20 protein-coding genes are annotated in these 19,433 nt (G+C 55.8%); 10 read left to right on the forward strand and 10 right to left on the reverse strand.

What is annotated here, in order from left to right:
• Positions 1-60: 60 nt before the first annotated feature.
• From VHE58_05665 to VHE58_05690, 6 genes are all read left to right on the forward strand, one after another.
• The gene (locus tag VHE58_05665) at positions 61-1,875 is read left to right on the forward strand and encodes a methanol/ethanol family PQQ-dependent dehydrogenase (protein ID HVS26770.1); all 1,815 of its coding nucleotides are present in this window, start codon (positions 61-63) and stop codon (positions 1,873-1,875) included.
• A 109-nt stretch (positions 1,876-1,984) separates the two neighbouring features.
• Complete coding sequence (locus VHE58_05670) at positions 1,985-2,368, forward strand: cytochrome c (protein ID HVS26771.1); 384 nt, start codon at positions 1,985-1,987, stop codon at positions 2,366-2,368.
• Between the two features lie 61 nt (positions 2,369-2,429).
• Positions 2,430-3,281 (forward strand): substrate-binding domain-containing protein, encoded by an 852-nt coding sequence (locus VHE58_05675; GenBank protein HVS26772.1) that lies wholly within the window; start codon positions 2,430-2,432, stop codon positions 3,279-3,281.
• Complete coding sequence (locus VHE58_05680; GenBank protein ID HVS26773.1) at positions 3,278-4,306, forward strand: trypsin-like peptidase domain-containing protein; 1,029 nt, start codon at positions 3,278-3,280, stop codon at positions 4,304-4,306. Before VHE58_05675 ends, VHE58_05680 begins: the two co-directional genes overlap by 4 nt.
• A gap of 50 nt (positions 4,307-4,356) precedes the next feature.
• Positions 4,357-5,046, forward strand: coding sequence for a hypothetical protein (locus tag VHE58_05685; GenBank protein ID HVS26774.1), 690 nt, complete (start codon positions 4,357-4,359; stop codon positions 5,044-5,046).
• Positions 5,047-5,073: 27 nt separating this feature from the next.
• The gene (locus tag VHE58_05690) at positions 5,074-5,445 is read left to right on the forward strand and encodes a thioredoxin family protein (GenBank protein ID HVS26775.1); all 372 of its coding nucleotides are present in this window, start codon (positions 5,074-5,076) and stop codon (positions 5,443-5,445) included.
• Positions 5,446-5,548: 103 nt separating this feature from the next.
• On the opposite strand, the gene VHE58_05695 is transcribed toward VHE58_05690, so the two are convergent.
• From VHE58_05695 to VHE58_05705, 3 genes are all read right to left on the reverse strand, one after another.
• A complete protein-coding gene (locus VHE58_05695; protein ID HVS26776.1) occupies positions 5,549-8,653 on the reverse strand; it encodes an efflux RND transporter permease subunit in 3,105 nt (1,034 codons plus the stop codon).
• An 8-nt stretch (positions 8,654-8,661) separates the two neighbouring features.
• A complete protein-coding gene (locus VHE58_05700; GenBank protein ID HVS26777.1) occupies positions 8,662-9,795 on the reverse strand; it encodes an efflux RND transporter periplasmic adaptor subunit in 1,134 nt (377 codons plus the stop codon).
• Between the two features lie 165 nt (positions 9,796-9,960).
• The gene (locus VHE58_05705) at positions 9,961-10,392 is read right to left on the reverse strand and encodes a MarR family transcriptional regulator (GenBank protein ID HVS26778.1); all 432 of its coding nucleotides are present in this window, start codon (positions 10,390-10,392) and stop codon (positions 9,961-9,963) included.
• A 382-nt stretch (positions 10,393-10,774) separates the two neighbouring features.
• Here VHE58_05705 and VHE58_05710 point away from each other — a divergent pair, with 382 nt between their 5' ends.
• Positions 10,775-11,488, forward strand: a complete 714-nt coding sequence (locus VHE58_05710; protein HVS26779.1) for a serine protease — start codon at positions 10,775-10,777, stop codon at positions 11,486-11,488.
• A 275-nt stretch (positions 11,489-11,763) separates the two neighbouring features.
• On the opposite strand, the gene VHE58_05715 is transcribed toward VHE58_05710, so the two are convergent.
• From VHE58_05715 to VHE58_05735, 5 genes are read right to left on the reverse strand one after another with little or no spacing between them, the layout of a single operon-like run.
• Positions 11,764-13,116, reverse strand: a complete 1,353-nt coding sequence (locus VHE58_05715) for an ATP-binding protein (protein ID HVS26780.1) — start codon at positions 13,114-13,116, stop codon at positions 11,764-11,766.
• Positions 13,117-13,833 carry a response regulator transcription factor gene (locus VHE58_05720; protein ID HVS26781.1) on the reverse strand — a complete coding sequence of 239 codons (717 nt, stop codon included), beginning with the start codon at positions 13,831-13,833 and terminating at the stop codon, positions 13,117-13,119. It abuts the gene before it with no gap.
• Positions 13,808-14,086, reverse strand: a complete 279-nt coding sequence (locus tag VHE58_05725) for a hypothetical protein (GenBank protein ID HVS26782.1) — start codon at positions 14,084-14,086, stop codon at positions 13,808-13,810. Before VHE58_05725 ends, VHE58_05720 begins: the two co-directional genes overlap by 26 nt.
• Before the next feature lie 50 nt (positions 14,087-14,136).
• Positions 14,137-14,664, reverse strand: coding sequence for a glycine zipper 2TM domain-containing protein (locus tag VHE58_05730; protein ID HVS26783.1), 528 nt, complete (start codon positions 14,662-14,664; stop codon positions 14,137-14,139).
• 39 nt (positions 14,665-14,703) lie between these two features.
• The gene (locus tag VHE58_05735; GenBank protein HVS26784.1) at positions 14,704-14,976 is read right to left on the reverse strand and encodes a hypothetical protein; all 273 of its coding nucleotides are present in this window, start codon (positions 14,974-14,976) and stop codon (positions 14,704-14,706) included.
• A 201-nt stretch (positions 14,977-15,177) separates the two neighbouring features.
• On the opposite strand from VHE58_05735, the gene VHE58_05740 reads away from it, so the two are divergent.
• Genes VHE58_05740 through VHE58_05750 form a run of 3 tightly spaced genes read left to right on the forward strand, consistent with a single transcriptional unit; the run spans position 15,178 to position 17,387 of the window.
• Positions 15,178-15,876, forward strand: coding sequence for a pirin family protein (locus VHE58_05740; GenBank protein HVS26785.1), 699 nt, complete (start codon positions 15,178-15,180; stop codon positions 15,874-15,876).
• A 27-nt stretch (positions 15,877-15,903) separates the two neighbouring features.
• On the forward strand, positions 15,904-16,320 hold the full coding sequence (locus tag VHE58_05745; GenBank protein HVS26786.1) for a DoxX family protein: 417 nt from the start codon (positions 15,904-15,906) through the stop codon (positions 16,318-16,320).
• A gap of 2 nt (positions 16,321-16,322) precedes the next feature.
• Positions 16,323-17,387, forward strand: coding sequence for a nitroreductase family protein (locus VHE58_05750; GenBank protein ID HVS26787.1), 1,065 nt, complete (start codon positions 16,323-16,325; stop codon positions 17,385-17,387).
• 7 nt (positions 17,388-17,394) lie between these two features.
• Here the strand turns inward: VHE58_05750 and VHE58_05755 are convergent, their stop codons facing one another.
• Positions 17,395-18,609: an MFS transporter gene (locus tag VHE58_05755; GenBank protein ID HVS26788.1), complete on the reverse strand. Its 1,215-nt coding sequence runs from the start codon at positions 18,607-18,609 to the stop codon at positions 17,395-17,397.
• 93 nt (positions 18,610-18,702) lie between these two features.
• Positions 18,703-19,431: an amino acid ABC transporter ATP-binding protein gene (locus tag VHE58_05760; GenBank protein ID HVS26789.1), complete on the reverse strand. Its 729-nt coding sequence runs from the start codon at positions 19,429-19,431 to the stop codon at positions 18,703-18,705.
• Between the last annotated feature and the right edge of the window lie 2 nt (positions 19,432-19,433).

Here is a 19,433-nt window from a genome sequence, read left to right on the forward strand (position 1 = left end):
AGGGGTCGTAGTCAATAATACTGTGCTTCATATGTATTCTAGCTTAAGGAGGAAGTTGTTATGACGATTAAACCGCAAGTAAAACGTCTGCCGTTGGTATTGGCAGCACTGGCTCTGGCGGTACCGGGCCTGGCGCTGGCAAATGCTGACTCGGCGTCGCTCCAGAAAGATGCAAAAAACTGGGCGCACGCCAACGGCAACTACTGGCAGTGGCGTTACAGCGATCTGAAGCAAATCAACAAGGACAATGTGAAAAGCATGAAAGTGGCCTGGGCTTTCTCGACCGGTGTTTTGCGCGGTCATGAAGGCGGCCCCTTGGTGATTGGCGACACGATGTGGATCCACTCCGCGTTTCCCAACAAGGTATTTTCGATCAACCTAGCCGACCAAACCATCAATTGGAAGTATACCCCGGTGCAGGACCCGAGCGTGATTCCCGTAATGTGCTGCGACACGGTGAACCGCGGTCTGGCCTATGCCGAAGGCAAGATCTTCCTGCAACAGGCTGACACCACCCTGGTGGCCCTGGATGCGAAGAGCGGCAAAGTTGTCTGGTCAATTAAGAATGGCAATCCCAAAAAAGGCGAGACCAACACCAACGCGCCGTTCATCTTCAAGGACAAGGTCCTAACCGGCATTTCTGGTGGTGAGTTCGGCGTGCAAGGTTTTGTTGCCGCGTATGACATCAACAGTGGCAGGCAGGTGTGGAAGGCTTACAGCGTAGGACCAGATGATCAAATGCTGATGGACGGCAACAAGACCATGACTTGGACCAACGGTAAGATGGCGCCGGTGGGTGCAGATTCCTCCCTGAAGACCTGGAAAGGCGATCAGTGGAAAATCGGCGGCGGCACAACCTGGGGGTGGTACGGTTATGACTCAAGCCTGAACCTGATGTACTACGGTTCCGGCAACCCCAGCACCTGGAACCCGGCGCAACGTCCCGGCGACAACAAATGGTCGATGACCATTTGGGCCCGTGACGTGGATACCGGCGTGGCCAAGTGGGTGTATCAAATGACGCCGTATGACGAGTGGGATTTCGACGGCGTGAATGAGATGATCCTGGCCGACATTCCAGTGCATGGCAAGCAAACCAAAGCAGTAGTGCATTTCGACCGCAATGGTTTTGGCTATACGCTGGATCGCGTCACCGGCGCCCTGCTGGTGGCCGAGAAGTATGATCCGAAAGTCAACTGGGCAACCCACGTTGACATGAAGACCGGCCGTCCGCAAGTCGTTTCCAAGTACTCGACCGCGCAAAACGGTCCTGATGTCGACACCAAAGGCATCTGCCCCGCGGCGCTGGGAACCAAAGACGAGCAACCTGCGTCCTTCAGCCCGCAAACCGGCCTGTTCTATGTGCCCACCAACCATGTGTGCATGAACTACGAGCCGTTCAAGGTTGAATACACCGCCGGCCAACCGTACGTGGGCGCGACTCTGTCGATGTTCCCCGCGCCGGGCAGCCACGGCGGCATGGGCAACTTCATCGCCTGGGATGCCGGCAAGGGAAAGATCGTCCAGTCCAAGCCGGAGAAATTCTCGGTGTGGAGCGGCGTTCTGACTACCGCTGGCGGCATTGCCTGCTACGGTACGCTTGAAGGCTATCTGAAGTGTGTGGATGCCAAAAACATCAACAAGGAACTGTTCAAGTTCAAGACCCCGTCCGGCATCATCGGCAACGTCAATACCTGGGAATATAATGGCAAGCAGTACATCGGTATTCTCTCGGGGATTGGCGGCTGGGCTGGCATCGGTCTGGCAGCCGGCTTGGAGAAAGACACTGACGGCCTTGGCGCCGTGGGTGGTTACAAAGAACTCAACAAGTACACCGAACTGGGTGGCGTGCTGACTGTGTTCTCTTTGCCCTGATAGGGAAAGAAACCGTTTGGCAAATTAGTTGAACTGAATAACTGGCATCTTGACTAAGGTTAAGATGCCAGTTTTTTTTGTGGCTTCTGAAACTAAAAAGGTACTACCGTTGAAATCTCAAATTTTCCTTTTTGCCGGTCTGTTGCTGGCCAGTAGTTTTGCAGTTGCGGATGACCTGTACAAAGTGGTGGACGGCAACAAGGTGGATGCCAATACTCTTGCCGGATGGAAAACCTGGCGGGCGATGGCTTGCGAACGTTGCCACGGCGCGAAGCAGGAAGGTCTGGTCGGCCCTTCGCTGATTGACGGCTTGAAAAATTTGAGCAAGGACGAATTCAAAAAGGCCGTATTGGAAGGCCGGCCGGGAACGGTAATGGCGCCGTTCAAGGAAGCGAAAACCGTGGTCGACAACATCGACAATCTTTACGCCTACCTCAAGGGGCGCTCTGACGGGGCCATCAAGCCCGGGCACCTGCAGCTATTGGACCAGTAAGCGGCTCTGCGGCGTACCGGCTTCCCAGTGAAGCCGGACCGCGATTGACAAAAGGAAAAGCATGACTCGTCTCCCGTTCTTGCGCTTGTGCCTGTCGCTCATGCTGGCGGGTTGGACGTCAATCATCAGCCTGCCGGCTTCTGCCGCTGCGGAAGAGGACAAGGTATTCCGCGTTTGTGCCGATCCCAACAATCTGCCGTTTTCCAACAGCAACCGTGAAGGATTTGAAAACAAGATTGCGGAACTGTTTGCCAAAGAACTCGGTTGGCCGGTGGAATACACCTGGTACCCGCAGCGCATGGGGTTTCTTCGCAACACACTGCGATCAAAGCAGGAGAGCGGGCGCTACAAATGCGACATCATAATGGGTGTGCCGTTCAACTACCCCCAAACGGCGACGACCCGGCCGTATTACCGCTCCACTTGGGTGATGGTGTACGTAAAAGGCAGGGGACTCGACGGCGTGCAGGTGCCCAGTGACCTGCTCAAGGTAACCAATCTGAGCTCGCTCAAGCTCGGTGTGTTTGGCGGCAGCCCGGCCGCGGATTGGATGCTCAAGTACAATCTGATGGACCAGCTCGTGCCCTATCGTCCGCAGTCCGGCGCCATCGAGGATTACACCGGCAAGGTGATTATCGATGATTTGCTGCCGGGGAATATCGACGTGCTTTTCATCTGGGGGCCGATCGCGGGTTATTTCGCCAAGAAACATCCCGAGCTCGTCACCGTCTCCATGCAGTCGGAAAACGAAAAGCACAAGGAAGTCATTTTTGACTACGATATCTCCATGGGCATGCGCCAGCCCGACAAGGAATGGAAAGAGCAGATCAACCAGCTGATCGAACGCAATCAGGACAAGATCAATGACATCCTCACCGACTACGGCGTGCCATTGGTCAAATCAGCGAAGTGAGTGGTTCTAGTCAAGCGGATTTGGGCGCACTGCTGCCGCTGGCACTGATGCTGTGTTCGCCTGTTTCCGAAGCGGCCCCTGATTTTGAGCTCTATGCCCGGCTTGCCGCATCTGTGGTGAAAATCGAGGCGCACAATCCCGACGGCAGCACTTCCATTGGCTCGGCCGTGATGGTGGCGCCGGGAAAGCTCGTGACCAGCTGCCATGTCACGCGAAACGCCAGCAGTATCGAAGTGGTTAAATCCGGTTTGCGCTGGGACGCCCAAAAGCAGCAGGGCGATATCGCACACGACCTGTGCCTGCTCTATGTGCCTTCGGCGAGTGCGCCGGTGGCGCAGCTGGGCAGCGGCAAGCTTAAGGTTGGGCAGCAGGTTTACGCCATAGGCTATGTCGGCGGGCTGGGACCGCGCTTTTCCGCCGGATGGGTGCGCGCGCTTTATGATTACGACGGCGGCAAAGTCATTCAAACCACCACGCCATTCCGCTCCGGCGCGAGCGGCGGCGGGTTGTTCGATGAGCAAGGCCGATTGATCGGCGTCGTCGCCTTCCTGTCGCGGCTCGACCAGACTTATCATTTTTCTTTACCGGTGAGCTGGGTTGTCAATAGTCTTGCCATGAACCAGGCCGAGGATGTGGCGCCGCTGCCGGAAGACGGCCGCGCGTTCTGGCAGGAGTCCAACGAGAGACAGCCGTATTTTCTGCAAGCCGCCGCGCTGGAAGCGGCCGAGAATTGGGGTGACTTGTTGGAGCTCGCCGAAAAATGGTCCACGGCGGAAAAAAATAACGCCGATTCGTGGCTGGCGCTGGGTAAGGCGCACTATCACATGCGTCGGCATGATCGGGCGATTGCCGCTTATCGCCAGGCAATTGCCGTGGAACGCGACTACCCGGAAGCTTGGTACAATCTCGGTCTCGTGTATCTGGACGAGCACAGGCAAAACGAGCTCGCAGAAGTGCGCAAGACGCTCGCCGCGCTGGACCAGGAACTCGAAAAAGAATTGGCTAAGGCACAGCCTTTGCGTTAAACCGGAAAGCACATCGTCACGCATGTGTAGGGCTTAATCAGAGATTCCTTATGCACCTGAAAAAACTTTTTGCTACGACCACCGCGCTGCTGCTGTTGTGCGCCGCTCAAGCGCTGCACGCCGATGACAAACATTCGGACGCTGAAGTGTTGCTGTTCGAAACCAATCATCTGAAGAAGGTCACTAAACCGGCGGCTTTGCATTACCGTTTCGTCAAGACGGGCTCGATGGAGGACGGCTTCACCGACAGCGTCGAGATTTTTATCGATAAGATACGCTCAAACGGTACCAAATCGGTTTCCACCAACTACTTAAACGGCAAGAACCATATCGATTTCCCCCCAGTAGAGGAAACGAAAAATGGTGGAAATCCGGTAATACTGTATTTTCTCGAGCGTGATGTTCGCGAAATGAAACGCCTGACCGGTGGAGGCGTAATCTATTTCCGAAAACGTATCAGGATTAACCTTGCCGACAATGCGGAAGTGCGCCCGGTTAAATTCGCTTTCGGTGGCAGGGAAGTGAACGGGAAGGAAATAAATATCACGCCGTATGAGAACGATCAACTGAAAGAGCGTTTCGGCAAACATGTAGGCAAATATTACGTGTTTACTCTCTCCGATGACGTCCCGGGCCAGGTATTTCAAGTGCGTTGCGTGACGCCGGACCCGCAGGCGGGCGGCAAACAGCCGCTGATTGAGGAGACGCTGACGTTCAGCGAAATAGGCAAGAAGGGCTGAAAATACTCAGGGAAAGGGGTTGCCAGCATGGCCACCGTTGAAATCACCAAGGACAATTTCGAGCAAGTCGTTGCCGGCAATCCGATGGTCATCGTGGATTTCTGGGCGCCGTGGTGTGCGCCCTGCATCAACTTTGCGTCGATTTTCAACGCCGCTTCGGAGAAATATCCGGACATCGTGTTCGGCAAGGTCAATACCGACGAAGAACAGGAGCTCGCGGCGTATTTCCAGATCCGCTCGATCCCGACGCTGATGATGCTGCGCGAGCAGGTGATACTGTTCTCGCAGCCGGGAGCGTTGCCGGCATCCGGGCTGGAAGGCATCATCGGCCAGGTTCAGGCCGTTGACATGACCAAGGTGCACGAGGAAATCACGCGGCCAGTGCCGGTCTACGGTTAATCCTGTTTTACGTTTGCATTCTTCGGAGCGGGAAAGCAAGCCCTCCGCCGTTTTTGCTTGAAATGCGGGTTTTCGCTGCCTTCCCAGACTAGATCTCGGTGAATCAATCAGAGGCGCCTAAAGCGCCAATCGAGTCTGGAGTCTTATGAGCTTTTTCCTCCGTGTGATGTTCCCGAGCCAGGACCAAATACATCGCAGGGACCACGAACAGCGTGAATAGCGTGCCGATCGACATTCCGGTTGCGATCACCAGCCCGATGTCAAACCGGCTGATCGCGCCAGCGCCGCTCGCAGTGATAAGCGGGATCACGCCCACCACCATTGCGGCGGTGGTCATGAGTACCGGTCTCAAGCGCACGCTCGCAGCTTCTTCTATGGCTTGACGTTTGCTGAAATGCGCCTTTTCTTTGAGCTGGTTGGCAAACTGAACGATTAATATTCCGTGCTTGCTTATCAACCCGATTAGCGTGATCAGTCCCACCTCGGTGTAGATATTGATGGTTGCGGCACCTATGCTCAAGAAAATCAAGGCGCCTGATATCGACATGGGCACACTGACAAGAATGATCACGGGGTCGCGAAAGCTCTCGAATTGCGCGGCTAGGACTAAGAAAATTATAATGAGGGCAAAGAAAAAGGTGACGATTAACGCGCTTCCTTCCTGGATGTATTGCCTCGATTGTCCGGCATAATCCACGTTGTAGCTTTTGGGAAAGATTTCCTGCGCTTGCGCCTTTAGATAGTCCAAGGCCTGTCCGACTGTCACGCCGGGGGCGGGGACGGCGGACAAAGTGGCTGAATTAAGCTGTTGGAAGCGCTTCAGTTGCTCGGGTTGAACTGTGTTTTTTAACTTGACGATGGTGGACAGCGCGACCAGTTCGCCGCTTGCCGTCCTGACGTGAAATTGATCAAGCTGATTTGGGTTGAGCCGGTAACGTTGACGCACCTGAGGAATAACCTTGTAACTGCGCCCCTGGATGCTGAAGAAATTGACATAGTTGCCGCCAAGCATCGACGCTAAATCTGCCCCCACCCGTTGCATGTCCAAGCCGAGGCTTGCCGCTTTGTCGCGATCGATTTCGATTTCGATTTGCGGGTTATCGTATTTGAGGTCGACGTCTGCGTAGGCAAACAGTCCGCTGCGCCGTGCCCGTTGCAGCAATTCCTGGCTGACTGCGTTGATCTGCAATGGCGGCTCAGTCGATCCGATCACGAACTGGATCGGCAGCCCTGCGCCTGCGCCCGGCAGGGGCGGGCGCGTGAAAGCCACCGATTGCAGGCCGGAAATCCCGTTGATCTTTTGCTGAACTAATGGCAGAAGTTGTGCCTGACTGCGCTCTCTCTCGCTCCAGGGCTTGAGAACCATGCCCGAAATCGCAGAATTAGTGGTTGATGCCGAAGCGCCTCCGCCCAAGCCATTCAAAAGAAAAATATTCGCTGCCTCGGGGAAACCCTGATATATTTTGGTAAGCCCCGTTGTATATCGGGCAGTCTGGTCGAGCGAGGCGTTGGGAGCGGCAATGGCCTGGACAATGATGATGCCCTGGTCTTCGGTCGGCGCCAGTTCGCGCTTGGTTGACACAAACAGGAAATAGCAGCTAGAAAACACGACGGCAGCAAACACCATGGTGACCGGCAGGTAATTCAAGGTATTGTGCAGTATTCCTCGGTAGGCGTTTTTCAAGCGCTCGAACGTGACATCCAGGAAATGCACAAACCCACGCTTGTTGCTGTGCGGCCTAAGCAGCTTCGAGCACATCATCGGTGATAGTGTGAGTGCGACAACTCCCGAAATGAGTACCGAACCTGCGAGCGTCAGGGCAAATTCTGTAAAAAGGCTGCCGGTAAGGCCGCCAATAAACGCGATTGGAGAGTAAACGGCGACCAGTGTGATGGTCATGGCGATTACCGGCCCGCCCAGTTCTCTGGCGCCATCGAGTGAAGCCTTAAGCGGCGACGCGCCATGCTCGATATGGCGGTTGATATTTTCGACAACGATGATGGCATCGTCCACGACCAGGCCAATGGCCAGCACCATGGCAAGCAGCGTCAACAGATTAATCGTAAATCCCATAATCAGCATGAGAAATGCGGCGCCGATCATCGACAATGGCATGGCGGCCACGGGGATGATCACTGAACGCACCGAGCCCAGGAAAAGGTAAATCACCAGCACTACGATTGCCAAAGCCGCAACCAACGTGCGCACAACTTCGTTGATCGAATCGTTAATGTACTTGGTGGCGTCGTACGGGATTCTGGCCTTGAGCCCTTCTGGAAATTGGGATTCAATGTCGGGGAATATGCGCCGGATCTCTTTTACCACGGTAAGTGGGTTGGCGGTCGGCAGCACATTGATCCCGATAAAAGTGGCATTTTCGCCATTAAAGCTGACACTCGTGTCGTAGCTCTCCGCACCCAGATCCACGACCGCGACGTCTTGCAGGCGGATGATCGTTCCATTCTCCTGCTTTACGATCAACCGCTTGAATTCTTCGACCGAATGCAAATCGGTTTGGGCGTTAAGGTTCACGGAGATCATCTCGCCCTTGGTTTTGCCGACCGCGGCTAGATAATTATTGCCGGCAAGAGCGTTTCTCACATCTGAAGGCGTAATGCCGCGCGCCGCCATTTCATCCGGCTTGAGCCAAATGCGCATGGCGAACGTTCTCGCTCCGAGAATTTGCGCCTGCTGTACCCCGCTCACGGCGGAGAGTTTGGGCTGTACCACCCGGGTGAGATAATCGGTAATTTGATTGGATTGCAGGATGTCGCTGTAGAAACTCAAATACATGACCGCCGTAGTGTCTCCCACCGATACATCGATCGTCGGATCCAGACTGCCCGGGGGAAGTTGGTTGCGGACCTTGTTTACTTTCGAGGTAATCTGTGTCAGGGCAATATTCGGGTCATAGTTAAGCTTGATGTGAGCGGTAATCGTGCTTAATCCTTGAACACTGCTTGATTCCAAATAATCTATGCCATCGGCGCTCGCGATTTGCGTTTCAAGCGGGGTGGTGATGAATCCTTGCACGAGGTCCGGGCTGGCGCCGGTATAAACGGTAGACACCGTGACAATTGCGTTTGTAGTGTAGGGGTACTGGCGGACATTCATCAGGTCCAGCGAGCGCATCCCCAGCAGCAAAATGAGCAGGCTAACCACAGTGGCCAACACCGGGCGCTTTATGAAAAGATCGGTAAACTTCATGATCGTTTCTACTGGTCTCGGTCCGGTGTCGGCGAGGGGTTATTGGAGGGCAATACGCTGTTATCAATCCTGATGCTTGACCCTTCCTTGAGTTTGATCTGCCCCGCAGTCACTATTTGTTCTCCAGGATTGATACCCTTCGCGATTGCTATTTGATCGCCGCGAGTCTCTCCGGCTATGACAAAACGGCGCGCTGCCTTAAGCTTGGGCTGGCCTTGTATATCCTTGCCTTCTTCTTTGATGACATAGACCGAATCCCCGTAAGGATCATGAACCAGAGCGGTTTGGGGCAGGGTAATCACAGAAATATTTTGAGGCAGCACTACTTTTGCTTCACCGAACATGCCCGGGTGAAGCAAGCGCTCTTCGTTCTGCAATGTGGCCTGGAGAGCAAAGTTGCGTGTGCCTTCGTTCACTTTCGGGTCGATGGCGCTGAGGTTGCCCTCGAACCGGATATTCGGATAGGTGTTTACTGCCAGTTGCACAGTCTGGTCCAGGCGCACGTCTTTCAGGTTTTGCTGAGGCAGGGAAAAGTTGACGTAAATCGGTGAAATTGCCTGCAGGCTGACAATAACTGTCCCGGGTGCGAGATACTGCCCAAGGTTTATTTGTCGGATCCCCAGTCGACCGCTAAACGGAGCCTTAATGGCTTTTTTCCCGATTAATATTTCCTTGTTCAGAACTTGGGCCTGGTCCTGTTTGTACTGCGAGAGGGCGGCGTCTAAATTTGCCTCAGACACGAAATGCTTGGCCACCAAATCCTGCTGTCGTTTTAGATTCAGGTTGTCGAGTTCCGCCTGGGCTTTCAGCTTGGTTAATTCCGCACGGTCGGCCGCATCGTCGAGTTGGGCCAACAATTGGCCACTTTTGAATTCTTGACCGGACTCGAAATTGATTTTTACGACCATGCCCGCCACCTCCGGACTTACATTCACTCCGCGCACGGCGGCCAAGCTTGCGACGGCGGTAAGTTCCGACTGCCATATTTCTTTCCCGGCTGTCGCGGAGGAAACAGTGACCGGGGGCGGTTCTTGATTGGCCATCTGTTTGGCAATGACATGGCCGACATAGGCTTTCCAGCCAAATATGCCTCCGAAGACCAGCGCCAGACCGGTTATAACGATTAACATCCGCTTGAACATGAATGAACCCACATCAGTATGTTTAGGAAAAACATGGAGCGCTTTACGAAAAACAGCCAGTTTTTTTGAGAAACCTAATCTTGTTCCCGAGTTTTAAAAGCTTTCCTTTGCATGCTGCCGGTTATACCCGGCATAATCCGGATATCATTGCGGCCAGAACAAGTTTTATAATGATTCAATTCGATCGTGAATACGTCTCAAGACCGCAAGGCTTATTGTTAATTCCTTGTCGGGAACAGCGGACAGAACCTCCGTTCGCAGGTCGTTCACTATCTTTCGGATTTTGATCACCACGGGCGCCGCTTTGTCCGACAGGAAGACAAGCTTGCTTCGCCGGTCGGATGCCAAACTCCGTCGTTCCACCCATCCATCCGCCTCCAGGCGATCGAGCAACCTCACAAGAGTCGGGCCTTCGATGCCCATCAACTGGGCAAGCTCCTTCTGGATGATGCCTTTCTTGCATTTTGACAAATGCATGAACGTCAGCCATTTTGCCTGAGTGAGCCCGAGTGGCTTCAGGCGTTCGTTTACTGTAGTGCGCCACCCGCGGGCAACGTCGCATAAAGCCAAGCTGAATTGTTCATGGACATTCTTCATGGCAAGCACGGAGTTCTTCCTGCGGTTCGCGGTTGATTTAAATGTGTTGCTATTGAATAGTATGGCTATCTTATTTTAGATAGTAAAGCTATCTTAATTGGGTGGCCTTGAAGGAAACCCCGCTGAGGGGTTATGTCACAAAAAGACTTTCTTCGCACCAACAGGGTGCTAAAGCCAACGAAATGCACCTGGCAGGCGCAGTCTGGCATGGCAGTCATTCGAGTGCCGGGATTTAGACTGACTAGTGCTGTTTCGTAACTTCCTGTAAAAGCGTATAAATCCTGATAAAAATCCACCAGCGCAATCGCGTGCCTGCGGAACCGCTTGAGGCAGGTACGGTTTATGCGGTTCACCATACTGACCGCTGTTTTGGAGTGGCATTATGCGAATTGCGGTTTTTCTACTTATACTGGGGCTGTCGTCCCCCTTCACGGTTCGCGCCGAGTATGTCTCGGCTGGCGCGTTTATGCCAACCTCGAGCGTTTTCAGGGTTCGAGCACAAAATCCTAATGGCGTAGTTAATATCGGCTCTGCCGTCTTGGTCCAACCGGGTAAATTGGTGACTAATTGCCACGTTACACGGGAAGCTCGGCACATCATGGTGATTCGCGGTTCCGCAGGGTGGAACGTCGAATCCCAATTCCGCGACATTGAACACGACCTGTGTATCCTGGCAGTACCCGATGTTGTGGGTGAAGTTCCCGGCTTTGCTAAAGCAAGCGAACTTAAGGTCGGAGAGACAGTACATGCACTCGGTAATGCCGGGCGCCGCCAGTTGGCCTTCAGCGATGGAGAAGTCATCGCTCTACACTCTTATGATGGCGCGCGGATCATCCAAACGTCGGCATCGTTTGCCTTGGGGGAGAGCGGCGGCGGTCTCTTCGACGAACAGGGTCGCTTGGTTGGGATTATTACCTTTAAAGCACGCGCCAGCGGGGTATTTCACTTTGCGTTACCGGTGGAGTGGGTGCATGCCGTCCTGGCTATGGCCGAGAGCAAGGTCGCGAAGGCCATACCGGAGGCAGACAGAGCTTTCTGGGAACGTCCAAGCGAAGCGCAACCCATATTTTATGCGGGCCGCATCATTCGAATCTGAAAAGAACTGGAGCAGACTTCTTGCATTTGCCCAAGGATGGATCGAGGCTGACACAACCAACGCAGGGGCATGGGTCGCAAAAAGCAAGGCGTTACACTACCTCAACCATGAATTTGAGGCCGCATCAGCCTTCCGGGAAGCGGTGCGGCTTAATCCTTCTTATACACAAAATGAATACCAGCTTAATGTAACCCACGATGATCTGGACGAAAGTACCCAAGCCCGGAACATGTGCACTCTTCTCAACCCGTCTCGTCAGTTTATTCTGATGGAGACTAGGGCTCATTAGCCGTCAAGCTGGGCAGGTCCATAATAAATGCCGCGCCGCCGAGCTCGCTGCGCGCAATCCGAATGGTTCCCTGATAAGCATCAACGATATCGCGTGCTACCGCGAGCCCGATCCCATGTCCCGGGACGGCCTGATCCGCGCGCACGCCACGCTGTAGCAGCAGGGTTGCTTGCGCCTCGCCGATTCCCGGACCGTCATCTTCCACGTTGAGTTGCAGGCGCTGCCCTTGCCGGGAAGCGGAAAGGCGCACGGTCTTTCTGCACCATTTGTGCGCGTTATCGAGCAAATTGCCAAGCAGTTCCACAAGATCGCCTTCATCGCCGCGAAAGCAAGCGGCGCCGTCCATGAAGAGCCGCGAAGTGATGTTTTTATTGGAATAGACCTTGGAGAGCGTAGCGAGGATTTTTTCGGCGACGGGTTTAACCGGCACCGGCGCGGCGATTCTGGATTGGCCTGAAGTGGCGGCGCGCTGCAGCTGGTAGTCGACGATTCTATCCATTCGCGCTACTTGTTCTTCCACTGTGCCTGCGAGCGTATCGCTTGTATTTGATCCCAGCGCGCCGCGCAGCACCGCCAACGGGGTTTTGAGGCTGTGCGCCAGGTCGGCGAGCGCATCGCGGTAGCGCTTCTGCCGCGCATGTTCGTGCTCGATGAGCGTGTTGAGGTTGTTGGTGAGCCGTTTAAGTTCTTCGGGATAATCGCCTTCGACGCGCTCCTTGCCGCCTGATTCAATCGCGGAAACTTCAGCCGCCACTTTGCGCAGGGGTTGCAGGCCCCAGCGCAGCACCAAACCCTGGCCTGCCAGCAACAGCAGCGCCATGGCACCAAGCCAGCCCCAGAGGCTTCCCCGGTATTGCGCCATCTGGTCATCGAACGCTTGCATGTCTTCGATGACGTGGAAGGTAAACTTGTGCGGCGTCGCGCCGGTCAGCCAGTTCACGCCGTAACTTTCAACGAAATAGCGCTCGCCGCCAGAGTCGGTGAGCTCGCCGAAACGCTTTTCTCCCGGCAACACCAATTCGCGGAAGGGCGCGGTGACACCGAGGCTGGAAGGCGAGCGCCACACCACCTTGTCCAGCGCGTCGGTAATCACCGCGTACAGGCCCGAGCCCGGGAGGCTGAAGCGCGCCTCCTCGAGCCTCTGCGGCAGTGTGATGCGGCCCTCTTCACTCACTTCTGCCGCCGCCATCAGCAGAAATAATTCTCCCAGCAGGCGTTCCTGCCGCGCGTTCTTCGCGCTATCCCGGAATGCCTGATCCAGCGCGAATCCGGTAAGTGCAATAAAGACCGCCAGCACCAGTCCGGCGCTTAAAGTGATGCGCGCTTTAAGCGACAACATTTATTTGTCTGCCAGCATGAAGCGGTAACCGCGGCCGCGCAGGGTTTCAATGGGATTAAGCCTGCTGTCGGGATCGAGCTTGCGTCGTAATCTTCCGATCAGAACTTCAATTACATTGCTGTCGCGATCTTCGTCGTGGGGGTAAAGATAATCCGCGAGCTCGTCCTTGGACACCACCTTGTCGCGCTGCTTGACCAGATGTTCGAGCAGACGGTATTCAAAGGTGGTGAGCTCGATGTTCTTGCCGTCAAGCTGCACCGTCTGCGCACCGAGGTCCAGCGTGAGGGCGCCGAGAGCGAGAATGTTCTGAGCGGTACCGGTGGCGCGCCGCAGCAGCGCTTTCAGGCGCGCCAGCAGCTCTTCCATTTGAAACGGTTTCACCACATAGTCGTCCGCGCCGGCTTCCAAACCTTCCACCTTGTCCTGCCAGCGGCCGCGCGCCGTGAGAATTAGGATCGGCAGAATCTTGCCCTGCGTGCGCAGCTTGCGGATGATTTCAATGCCGGAAAGCCCCGGCAGGCCAAGATCGACGATGAGGACGTCGTGCGGATATTCGGCGGCGCGGTAGAATCCGTCCTTGCCGTCGCTGCTGGAGTCGACCACATAGCCTTCCGCCTCCAGGCGCGTCGCAATTTGTTTTTGCAGCAGCAGCTCGTCTTCGATGACCAGGACGCGCATTACAAAGAGATATTTATTGCACTGCGCCGGTTTGGGCATCCACAAAGTACACCCGCACCTCGCCCTGGCGCGTGAGCACCTTGACGCGGTAACCGTCGCGCGCCGGCTGGGCGTCGAGCACGCGCGCGCCGGTTCGACGCTGCACGATTTGCGCCGCTTCGCCAGCCGAGATGCGGCTCCGCTGCGCTACCAAGGATGTATCCCAGTCATCCGCGTCCCGCCCGTGTGCGGCCGTAACAGGCTCTGCCGCACACAAGGCGAGAAGAGTGAATGAGTAGACTAGGTTTTTCACAAGTCTGCCATCTTGGTGGGCACGTGGGGCAAAGTCAAGCCGCCGGCCGGTTAGTGATTATAGTGCGCGGGACCACCCACCGGATCTACGTTCACCCGCACGTGCAATTCGCGGCCGGGATCGTATGGAAGCAAGGCAGTATAAGTCCTGCCCGCGTACTCGTACACCACGTGGTAGCCGATAAGGCGGGATTCGAAGTTATCCACAACTTTGCAACGGCGTACTTCCTGGGTCGCGCCACCGTCGTATTCGGCGCTGCGTTGCATACGATCACCGACTACTGCGCCAAGTACTGCGCCGCCGGCGGTGGCCGCAACGTTGCCGCTGCCGCGGCCCACGGTGTGACCGAGCAGTGCGCCAGCCAAGCCGCCGATGAGCGGACCGGCAAGGGATTCATTGCTGCGATAGCGCGGCGCCGGAACGTACTCGGTGTAGCACTGATTGCGCGGCACGTTGACTTGCTCGTATTGCGGGCTCGCGCTTTTGACGATGGCGATATCTTCATAGTTATTGGCGAATGCGGTCGCAGAAGCGGACGCCAGCGCCAGGGCTGCGATCAGGGGAATGCGCTTGTTCATTTTGTGCTCCTTCCAGTAAATAGTTAAGAGTTAATCGAATCAATAAATGCGATAAATGATGGTCAAGTGATTTCCATAAGCTGGGTAGCTGTAACCATACCCGCCGCCATAGTAGTAATCGCCGCTGTAATAAGACGGGTAGTAATGGTGATGATGGTAATGTCCGTAATAACTGTTTCCCGGATAGACCACCACAGGATAGCCGCCGCCGATGTAAACGCGGTCACGCGCTTGCGCCACCATCGGCACCGCGGCGCTGACTAGCATTGCCGTTCCCAGCGCCAATCCCGAAACAACATGTTTGCTTAACATTTGAAACCTCCTTTCATAAAGTCTCAGGTCTTGCCTGATGACTCGCATCCTACGCGGGGCATGCTGAACGAAAGCTGAACGGGATGCTCGAAGCAAGGTGAAATCCCGGCGGTTTAGGAATATAATTGCCTATCAATGACTTAATGCGGGACAGGCGGGGTCTAAAATGGCTCGCGCCTGTGAATTTCTCAAGGATTTGCCATGATTGTTTTAAGAAAAAGCGCGGATCGCGGCTATTTCGATCACGGCTGGCTCAAGACCTACCATAGCTTTTCATTCGCCGATTATTTCGACCGCGAGCACATGAGCTTCGGCAGCTTGCGCGTCATCAATGAAGATTTTGTTCAAGCAGGAAAAGGCTTTGGCACGCACTCACACCGCGACATGGAAATCATCACTTACCTCCTAGAAGGGCAGCTTGCGCACAAAGACAGCATGGGCAACGGCTCCGTCATCAAGCGTGGCGATGTGCAGCGCATGAGCGCGGGCACCGGCGTGACGCACAGCGAATACAATGCTTCGCTAACGGAAGTGGCGCATCTATTGCAAATCTGGATTCTGCCCAAATTTAACGGGATCAAGCCGGGCTACGAGCAGAAATTCTTCAGCGATGCGGAGAAAACCGGGAAGTTGCGGCTGGTGGCTTCACCCGATGGCCGCGATGGCTCGGTGACGATACATCAGGATGCCTTCATGTATGCGGGGCTTTTGAGCAAAGGCAAGGAATTGAGCCACTCGCCGGCAAGCGGGCAGCGCGCTTACCTCCAGGTAGCGCGCGGCGCACTCTGGGTGAACGGCGAGCGGCTGGAAGCGGGGGATGGCGCGAAAGTCACTGACGAAAAAACCATAACGCTTGCCGCTTCGGAAAACAGTGAATTACTGTTGTTTGATCTTGCTTGAGTGTATTAACTAGAAAGGAGCGCAATCATGAACAAAGCATGCGAAATGACCAAGCAGTATGCACCGCTGGTCGGTCGGGCGCTGCTGTCGTTAATTTTTATTCTTTCCGGCTGGGGCAAGATCACCAGTTTTTCCGGCACCGCCGCTTACATGGCGAGCCAGGGCATGCCGATGCCTGATGTGCTGCTGGTGCCGACCATTATTATCGAGCTGGGCGGCGGCTTGATGCTGCTTCTGGGCTGGAAAGCGCGCTGGGCCGCGCTGGCGATTTTCCTGTTTATCATTCCGACGACGCTCATCTTTCATCCATTCTGGGTAGCGGACGCGGCGCAAATGCAAAACCAGATAAATTTCATGAAAAATCTCGCCATCATGGGCGGCATGCTTTACATCATGGCATACGGTTCCGGCCCCTACAGCCTGGACAAGAAAGATAGTTGCTGAAAATGGCGAACGGGCTGCGCGGCATCAATCATGTCGTGCTCAAGGTGAGCGATTTGCGCATAGCCGACAGTTTCTACCGCGACGTACTCGGCTTGGTGAAGATCGGTGAGCGTTCGGGCATGTGGTTTTACAGCGCGGGCGGCCATCCGCATGATCTGGCGCTGGTGGAAATCGGATCAGCTCCGGCGCAAAACGGCGTGGGTCTTTTCCATTTTTGCCTGGATGTGGCGAATGAAAATTCGCTTGCTGCGCTCTATCGGCGCTGCCGGAAAGAAGGCGTGCCGCTGCTCGGCAGCGTGGATCACACCGTGATGCGCTCGTTCTACGTAAGCGATCCCGACGGCAACGTCGTGGAACTCGGCGTGGATATGCCGCGCGAAACATGGCCGGCAGACCCGTTTGCCTGCGACAAGCCGTACGCCATCGAGTTAACAGTTTGTAGTCAGGAAAAAGGAAATCTCATGCCCGTAACGAAAATCGCACTCACTTCCCAAGCCATTCACGACCTCATCGCGCGGCGCTGGAGCCCGCGCGCGTTCGACAAAAACAAGCCGGTGAGCCGCGAGCAGTTGAAGGCGCTATTGGAAGCGGCGCGCTGGGCTCCGTCCTGTTTTGGCGATGAACCATGGCGCTATCTGGTTTGGGACAAGAGCCGCGATGCGGCAGGCTGGCAGAAGGCGTTTGAATGCCTGGCCGAAGGCAACCAGGCGTGGGTGAAGAACGCGCCGCTGTTGCTGGCCTCCATCGCCGGCAGCCAATTCGCGCGTAACGGCAAACCCAACCGCTGGGGGCAGCACGACACCGGCGCGGCGAGCGAAAACCTGGTGTTGCAGGCGGTCGCGCTGGGCCTGGTTGCGCACCAGATGGGAGGTTTTGATGCCGAGAAGCTGCGCGAACAATTTGCGATTCCTGCGGGCTATACGCCGATGGCTATGATAGTGGTAGGCTACCAAGCGGACGCCGGCATCCTCGAAGGGGAGTTGCAAGAACGTGAGCTCGCGCCGCGCTCACGCGGACCATTGGGAGAAAATTTTTTTGAGGGAGCCTGGGGAAAGTCGGTCGTTTAACTATGTTTCAAGCCGCGCTTTCCTTCACGCGCAACCGCTCCACCTGACGCTCATCTATCGGCCAGTTGGCGAGCGCCGCCACTACGCCCAGACCTATGGAAATGAGCCAGACCAGCCGGTACGAGCCGGTCACGTCATACAAATAGCCGCCCAGCCACACGCCGAGAAAACTGCCGATCTGATGACACAGGAACACGACGCCGAACAGCGTCGAGACATAACGCACGCCGAAAATCTGCGCGACAATGCCATTGGTCAACGGCACCGTCCCAAGCCACAGGATGCCAATCACAGCAGCGAAAATGTAAACCGATGCCGAAGTCAGCGGCAGTGAAATGAAAATGGTGATGGCGACTCCGCGCAAAAAGTAAATTCCGGAGAGCAAGTATTTCTTGGTGTAGCGCCCGCCCAGGTAGCCGAACATATAGGTGCCAACGATATTGAAAAGCCCGATCAGCGCCAGCGCCATGGTGCCCACGAAGGGCGAGAACTTCTGGTCAATCAGGAACGCCGGCAGATGCACGCCGATGAACACGACCTGGAAGCCGCACACGAAAAAGCCGAAGCACAAAAGCCAAAACCCTTTATGGGTGGCCGCTTCGTGCAGTGCCGCTGAAATCGACTGCTGCGGTACGCCAGTGTGCTCGGGTTCGCGTTTTTCCGCCAGCGCGGAAGCGAGCGGGGCCATCAGCACTGCAGTAGCGGCAAGCACCAGCAGCGAAGCGAGCCAGCCGAAATTCGATATCAGCGTTTGTCCGTAAGGCAGCATGATGAACTGGCCGAACGAGCCGGCGGCGCCGGCAATACCCAATGCCATGCTGCGCTTTTCCGGCGCGAAAGTGCGGCCAATCACACCATAGACAATGGTGAAGCTTGTCCCGGAAAGACCGAGGCCGATCAATATGCCGGCGCTCGCGCTCAATTGCAGGCCGCTGTGCGAGAGCGCCATCAGCATCAGGCCGGCGACGTAAAGCAGCGCTCCGCCGACCAGGACGCGTCCCGAACCATAGCGGTCGGCGATGGCGCCTGAAAACGGTTGCGCCGCGCCCCAGATGAGGTTCTGCAGAGCGATGGCGAACGCAAAGGTCTCGCGGCCCCAGCCGAACTCCATGCTCATCGGCGCGAGAAACAGGCCGAAGCTGTGGCGGATGCCGAGGGAAAGGGCAAGGATGACCCCGCCGCAGATTAATACCATGGCGGGAGTGCGCCAGTTGTTGCGCATGGTTGCGCTACTATACCTCAGCAAGGATTGTTGTCCTACTGCGTTTGCAGAGGCTGCGGCGCGCATCGCGAGATGCGTTACGGCTTTAGGTAATCAATGATGGAGAATCTTTGACAAGAACTGCTGCGCCCGCTCCGAGCGTGGCGTGCCGAAAAATTCTCCCTTCTTCGCGTCTTCGACGATCCGGCCCTGGTCCATGAAAATCACTCGGTGCGCGACCTTGCGTGCGAAGCCCATTTCGTGGGTCACGCACATCATGGTCATGCCTTCCTTGGCCAGCTCGACCATCACATCCAGCACCTCGTTAATCATCTCCGGGTCGAGCGCAGAGGTCGGCTCGTCGAACAGCATGGCGATCGGGTCCATCGCCAACGCCCTGGCGATGGCGACGCGCTGCTGCTGACCGCCGGAAAGTTGGCCAGGGAACTTGTGGGCGTGCGCCGTGAGGCCGACACGCTCGAGCATTTTCAAGCCTCGCGCCGTCGCCTCCTCTCGGCTTCGGTCCAGCACCTTGGTCTGGGCCAAGGTCAGGTTGTCAGTGATGTTCATGTGGGGGAACAGCTCGAAGTGTTGGAACACCATGCCGACGCGGGCGCGCAGCTTGGAGAGATTCGTTTTCGGGTCTGCCACCGAGATGCCATCGACGGTCACGTCGCCCTTCTGGAACGGTTCCAGGCCGTTCACGCATTTGATTAACGTGGATTTGCCGGAGCCGGACGGCCCGCAGACGACCACCACCTCGCCTTTCTTCACTTGGGTCGTGCAGTCGGTCAGCACCTGGAACTGGCCGTACCACTTCGAAATGTTGTTGATCCGGATCATGC

Source organism: Burkholderiales bacterium (assembly GCA_035543335.1).
Lineage (GTDB): Bacteria > Pseudomonadota > Gammaproteobacteria > Burkholderiales > JAHFRG01 > JAHFRG01.

What these genes read in the sequence shown, in the direction of transcription:
- VHE58_05695 (HVS26776.1), bottom strand. Translation starts at nt 8,653, where the DNA reads ATGAAGTTTACCGATCTTTTCATAAAGCGCCCGGTGTTGGCCACTGTG.
- VHE58_05760 (HVS26789.1), bottom strand. Translation starts at nt 19,431, where the DNA reads ATGATCCGGATCAACAACATTTCGAAGTGGTACGGCCAGTTCCAGGTG.
- VHE58_05755 (HVS26788.1), bottom strand. Translation starts at nt 18,609, where the DNA reads ATGCGCAACAACTGGCGCACTCCCGCCATGGTATTAATCTGCGGCGGG.
- VHE58_05750 (HVS26787.1), top strand. Translation starts at nt 16,323, where the DNA reads ATGGCGAACGGGCTGCGCGGCATCAATCATGTCGTGCTCAAGGTGAGC.
- VHE58_05720 (HVS26781.1), bottom strand. Translation starts at nt 13,833, where the DNA reads ATGCCCAAACCGGCGCAGTGCAATAAATATCTCTTTGTAATGCGCGTC.
- VHE58_05735 (HVS26784.1), bottom strand. Translation starts at nt 14,976, where the DNA reads ATGTTAAGCAAACATGTTGTTTCGGGATTGGCGCTGGGAACGGCAATG.
- VHE58_05740 (HVS26785.1), top strand. Translation starts at nt 15,178, where the DNA reads ATGATTGTTTTAAGAAAAAGCGCGGATCGCGGCTATTTCGATCACGGC.
- VHE58_05675 (HVS26772.1), top strand. Translation starts at nt 2,430, where the DNA reads ATGACTCGTCTCCCGTTCTTGCGCTTGTGCCTGTCGCTCATGCTGGCG.
- VHE58_05685 (HVS26774.1), top strand. Translation starts at nt 4,357, where the DNA reads ATGCACCTGAAAAAACTTTTTGCTACGACCACCGCGCTGCTGCTGTTG.
- VHE58_05705 (HVS26778.1), bottom strand. Translation starts at nt 10,392, where the DNA reads ATGAAGAATGTCCATGAACAATTCAGCTTGGCTTTATGCGACGTTGCC.
- VHE58_05700 (HVS26777.1), bottom strand. Translation starts at nt 9,795, where the DNA reads ATGTTCAAGCGGATGTTAATCGTTATAACCGGTCTGGCGCTGGTCTTC.
- VHE58_05690 (HVS26775.1), top strand. Translation starts at nt 5,074, where the DNA reads ATGGCCACCGTTGAAATCACCAAGGACAATTTCGAGCAAGTCGTTGCC.
- VHE58_05710 (HVS26779.1), top strand. Translation starts at nt 10,775, where the DNA reads ATGCGAATTGCGGTTTTTCTACTTATACTGGGGCTGTCGTCCCCCTTC.
- VHE58_05715 (HVS26780.1), bottom strand. Translation starts at nt 13,116, where the DNA reads ATGTTGTCGCTTAAAGCGCGCATCACTTTAAGCGCCGGACTGGTGCTG.
- VHE58_05730 (HVS26783.1), bottom strand. Translation starts at nt 14,664, where the DNA reads ATGAACAAGCGCATTCCCCTGATCGCAGCCCTGGCGCTGGCGTCCGCT.
- VHE58_05665 (HVS26770.1), top strand. Translation starts at nt 61, where the DNA reads ATGACGATTAAACCGCAAGTAAAACGTCTGCCGTTGGTATTGGCAGCA.
- VHE58_05745 (HVS26786.1), top strand. Translation starts at nt 15,904, where the DNA reads ATGAACAAAGCATGCGAAATGACCAAGCAGTATGCACCGCTGGTCGGT.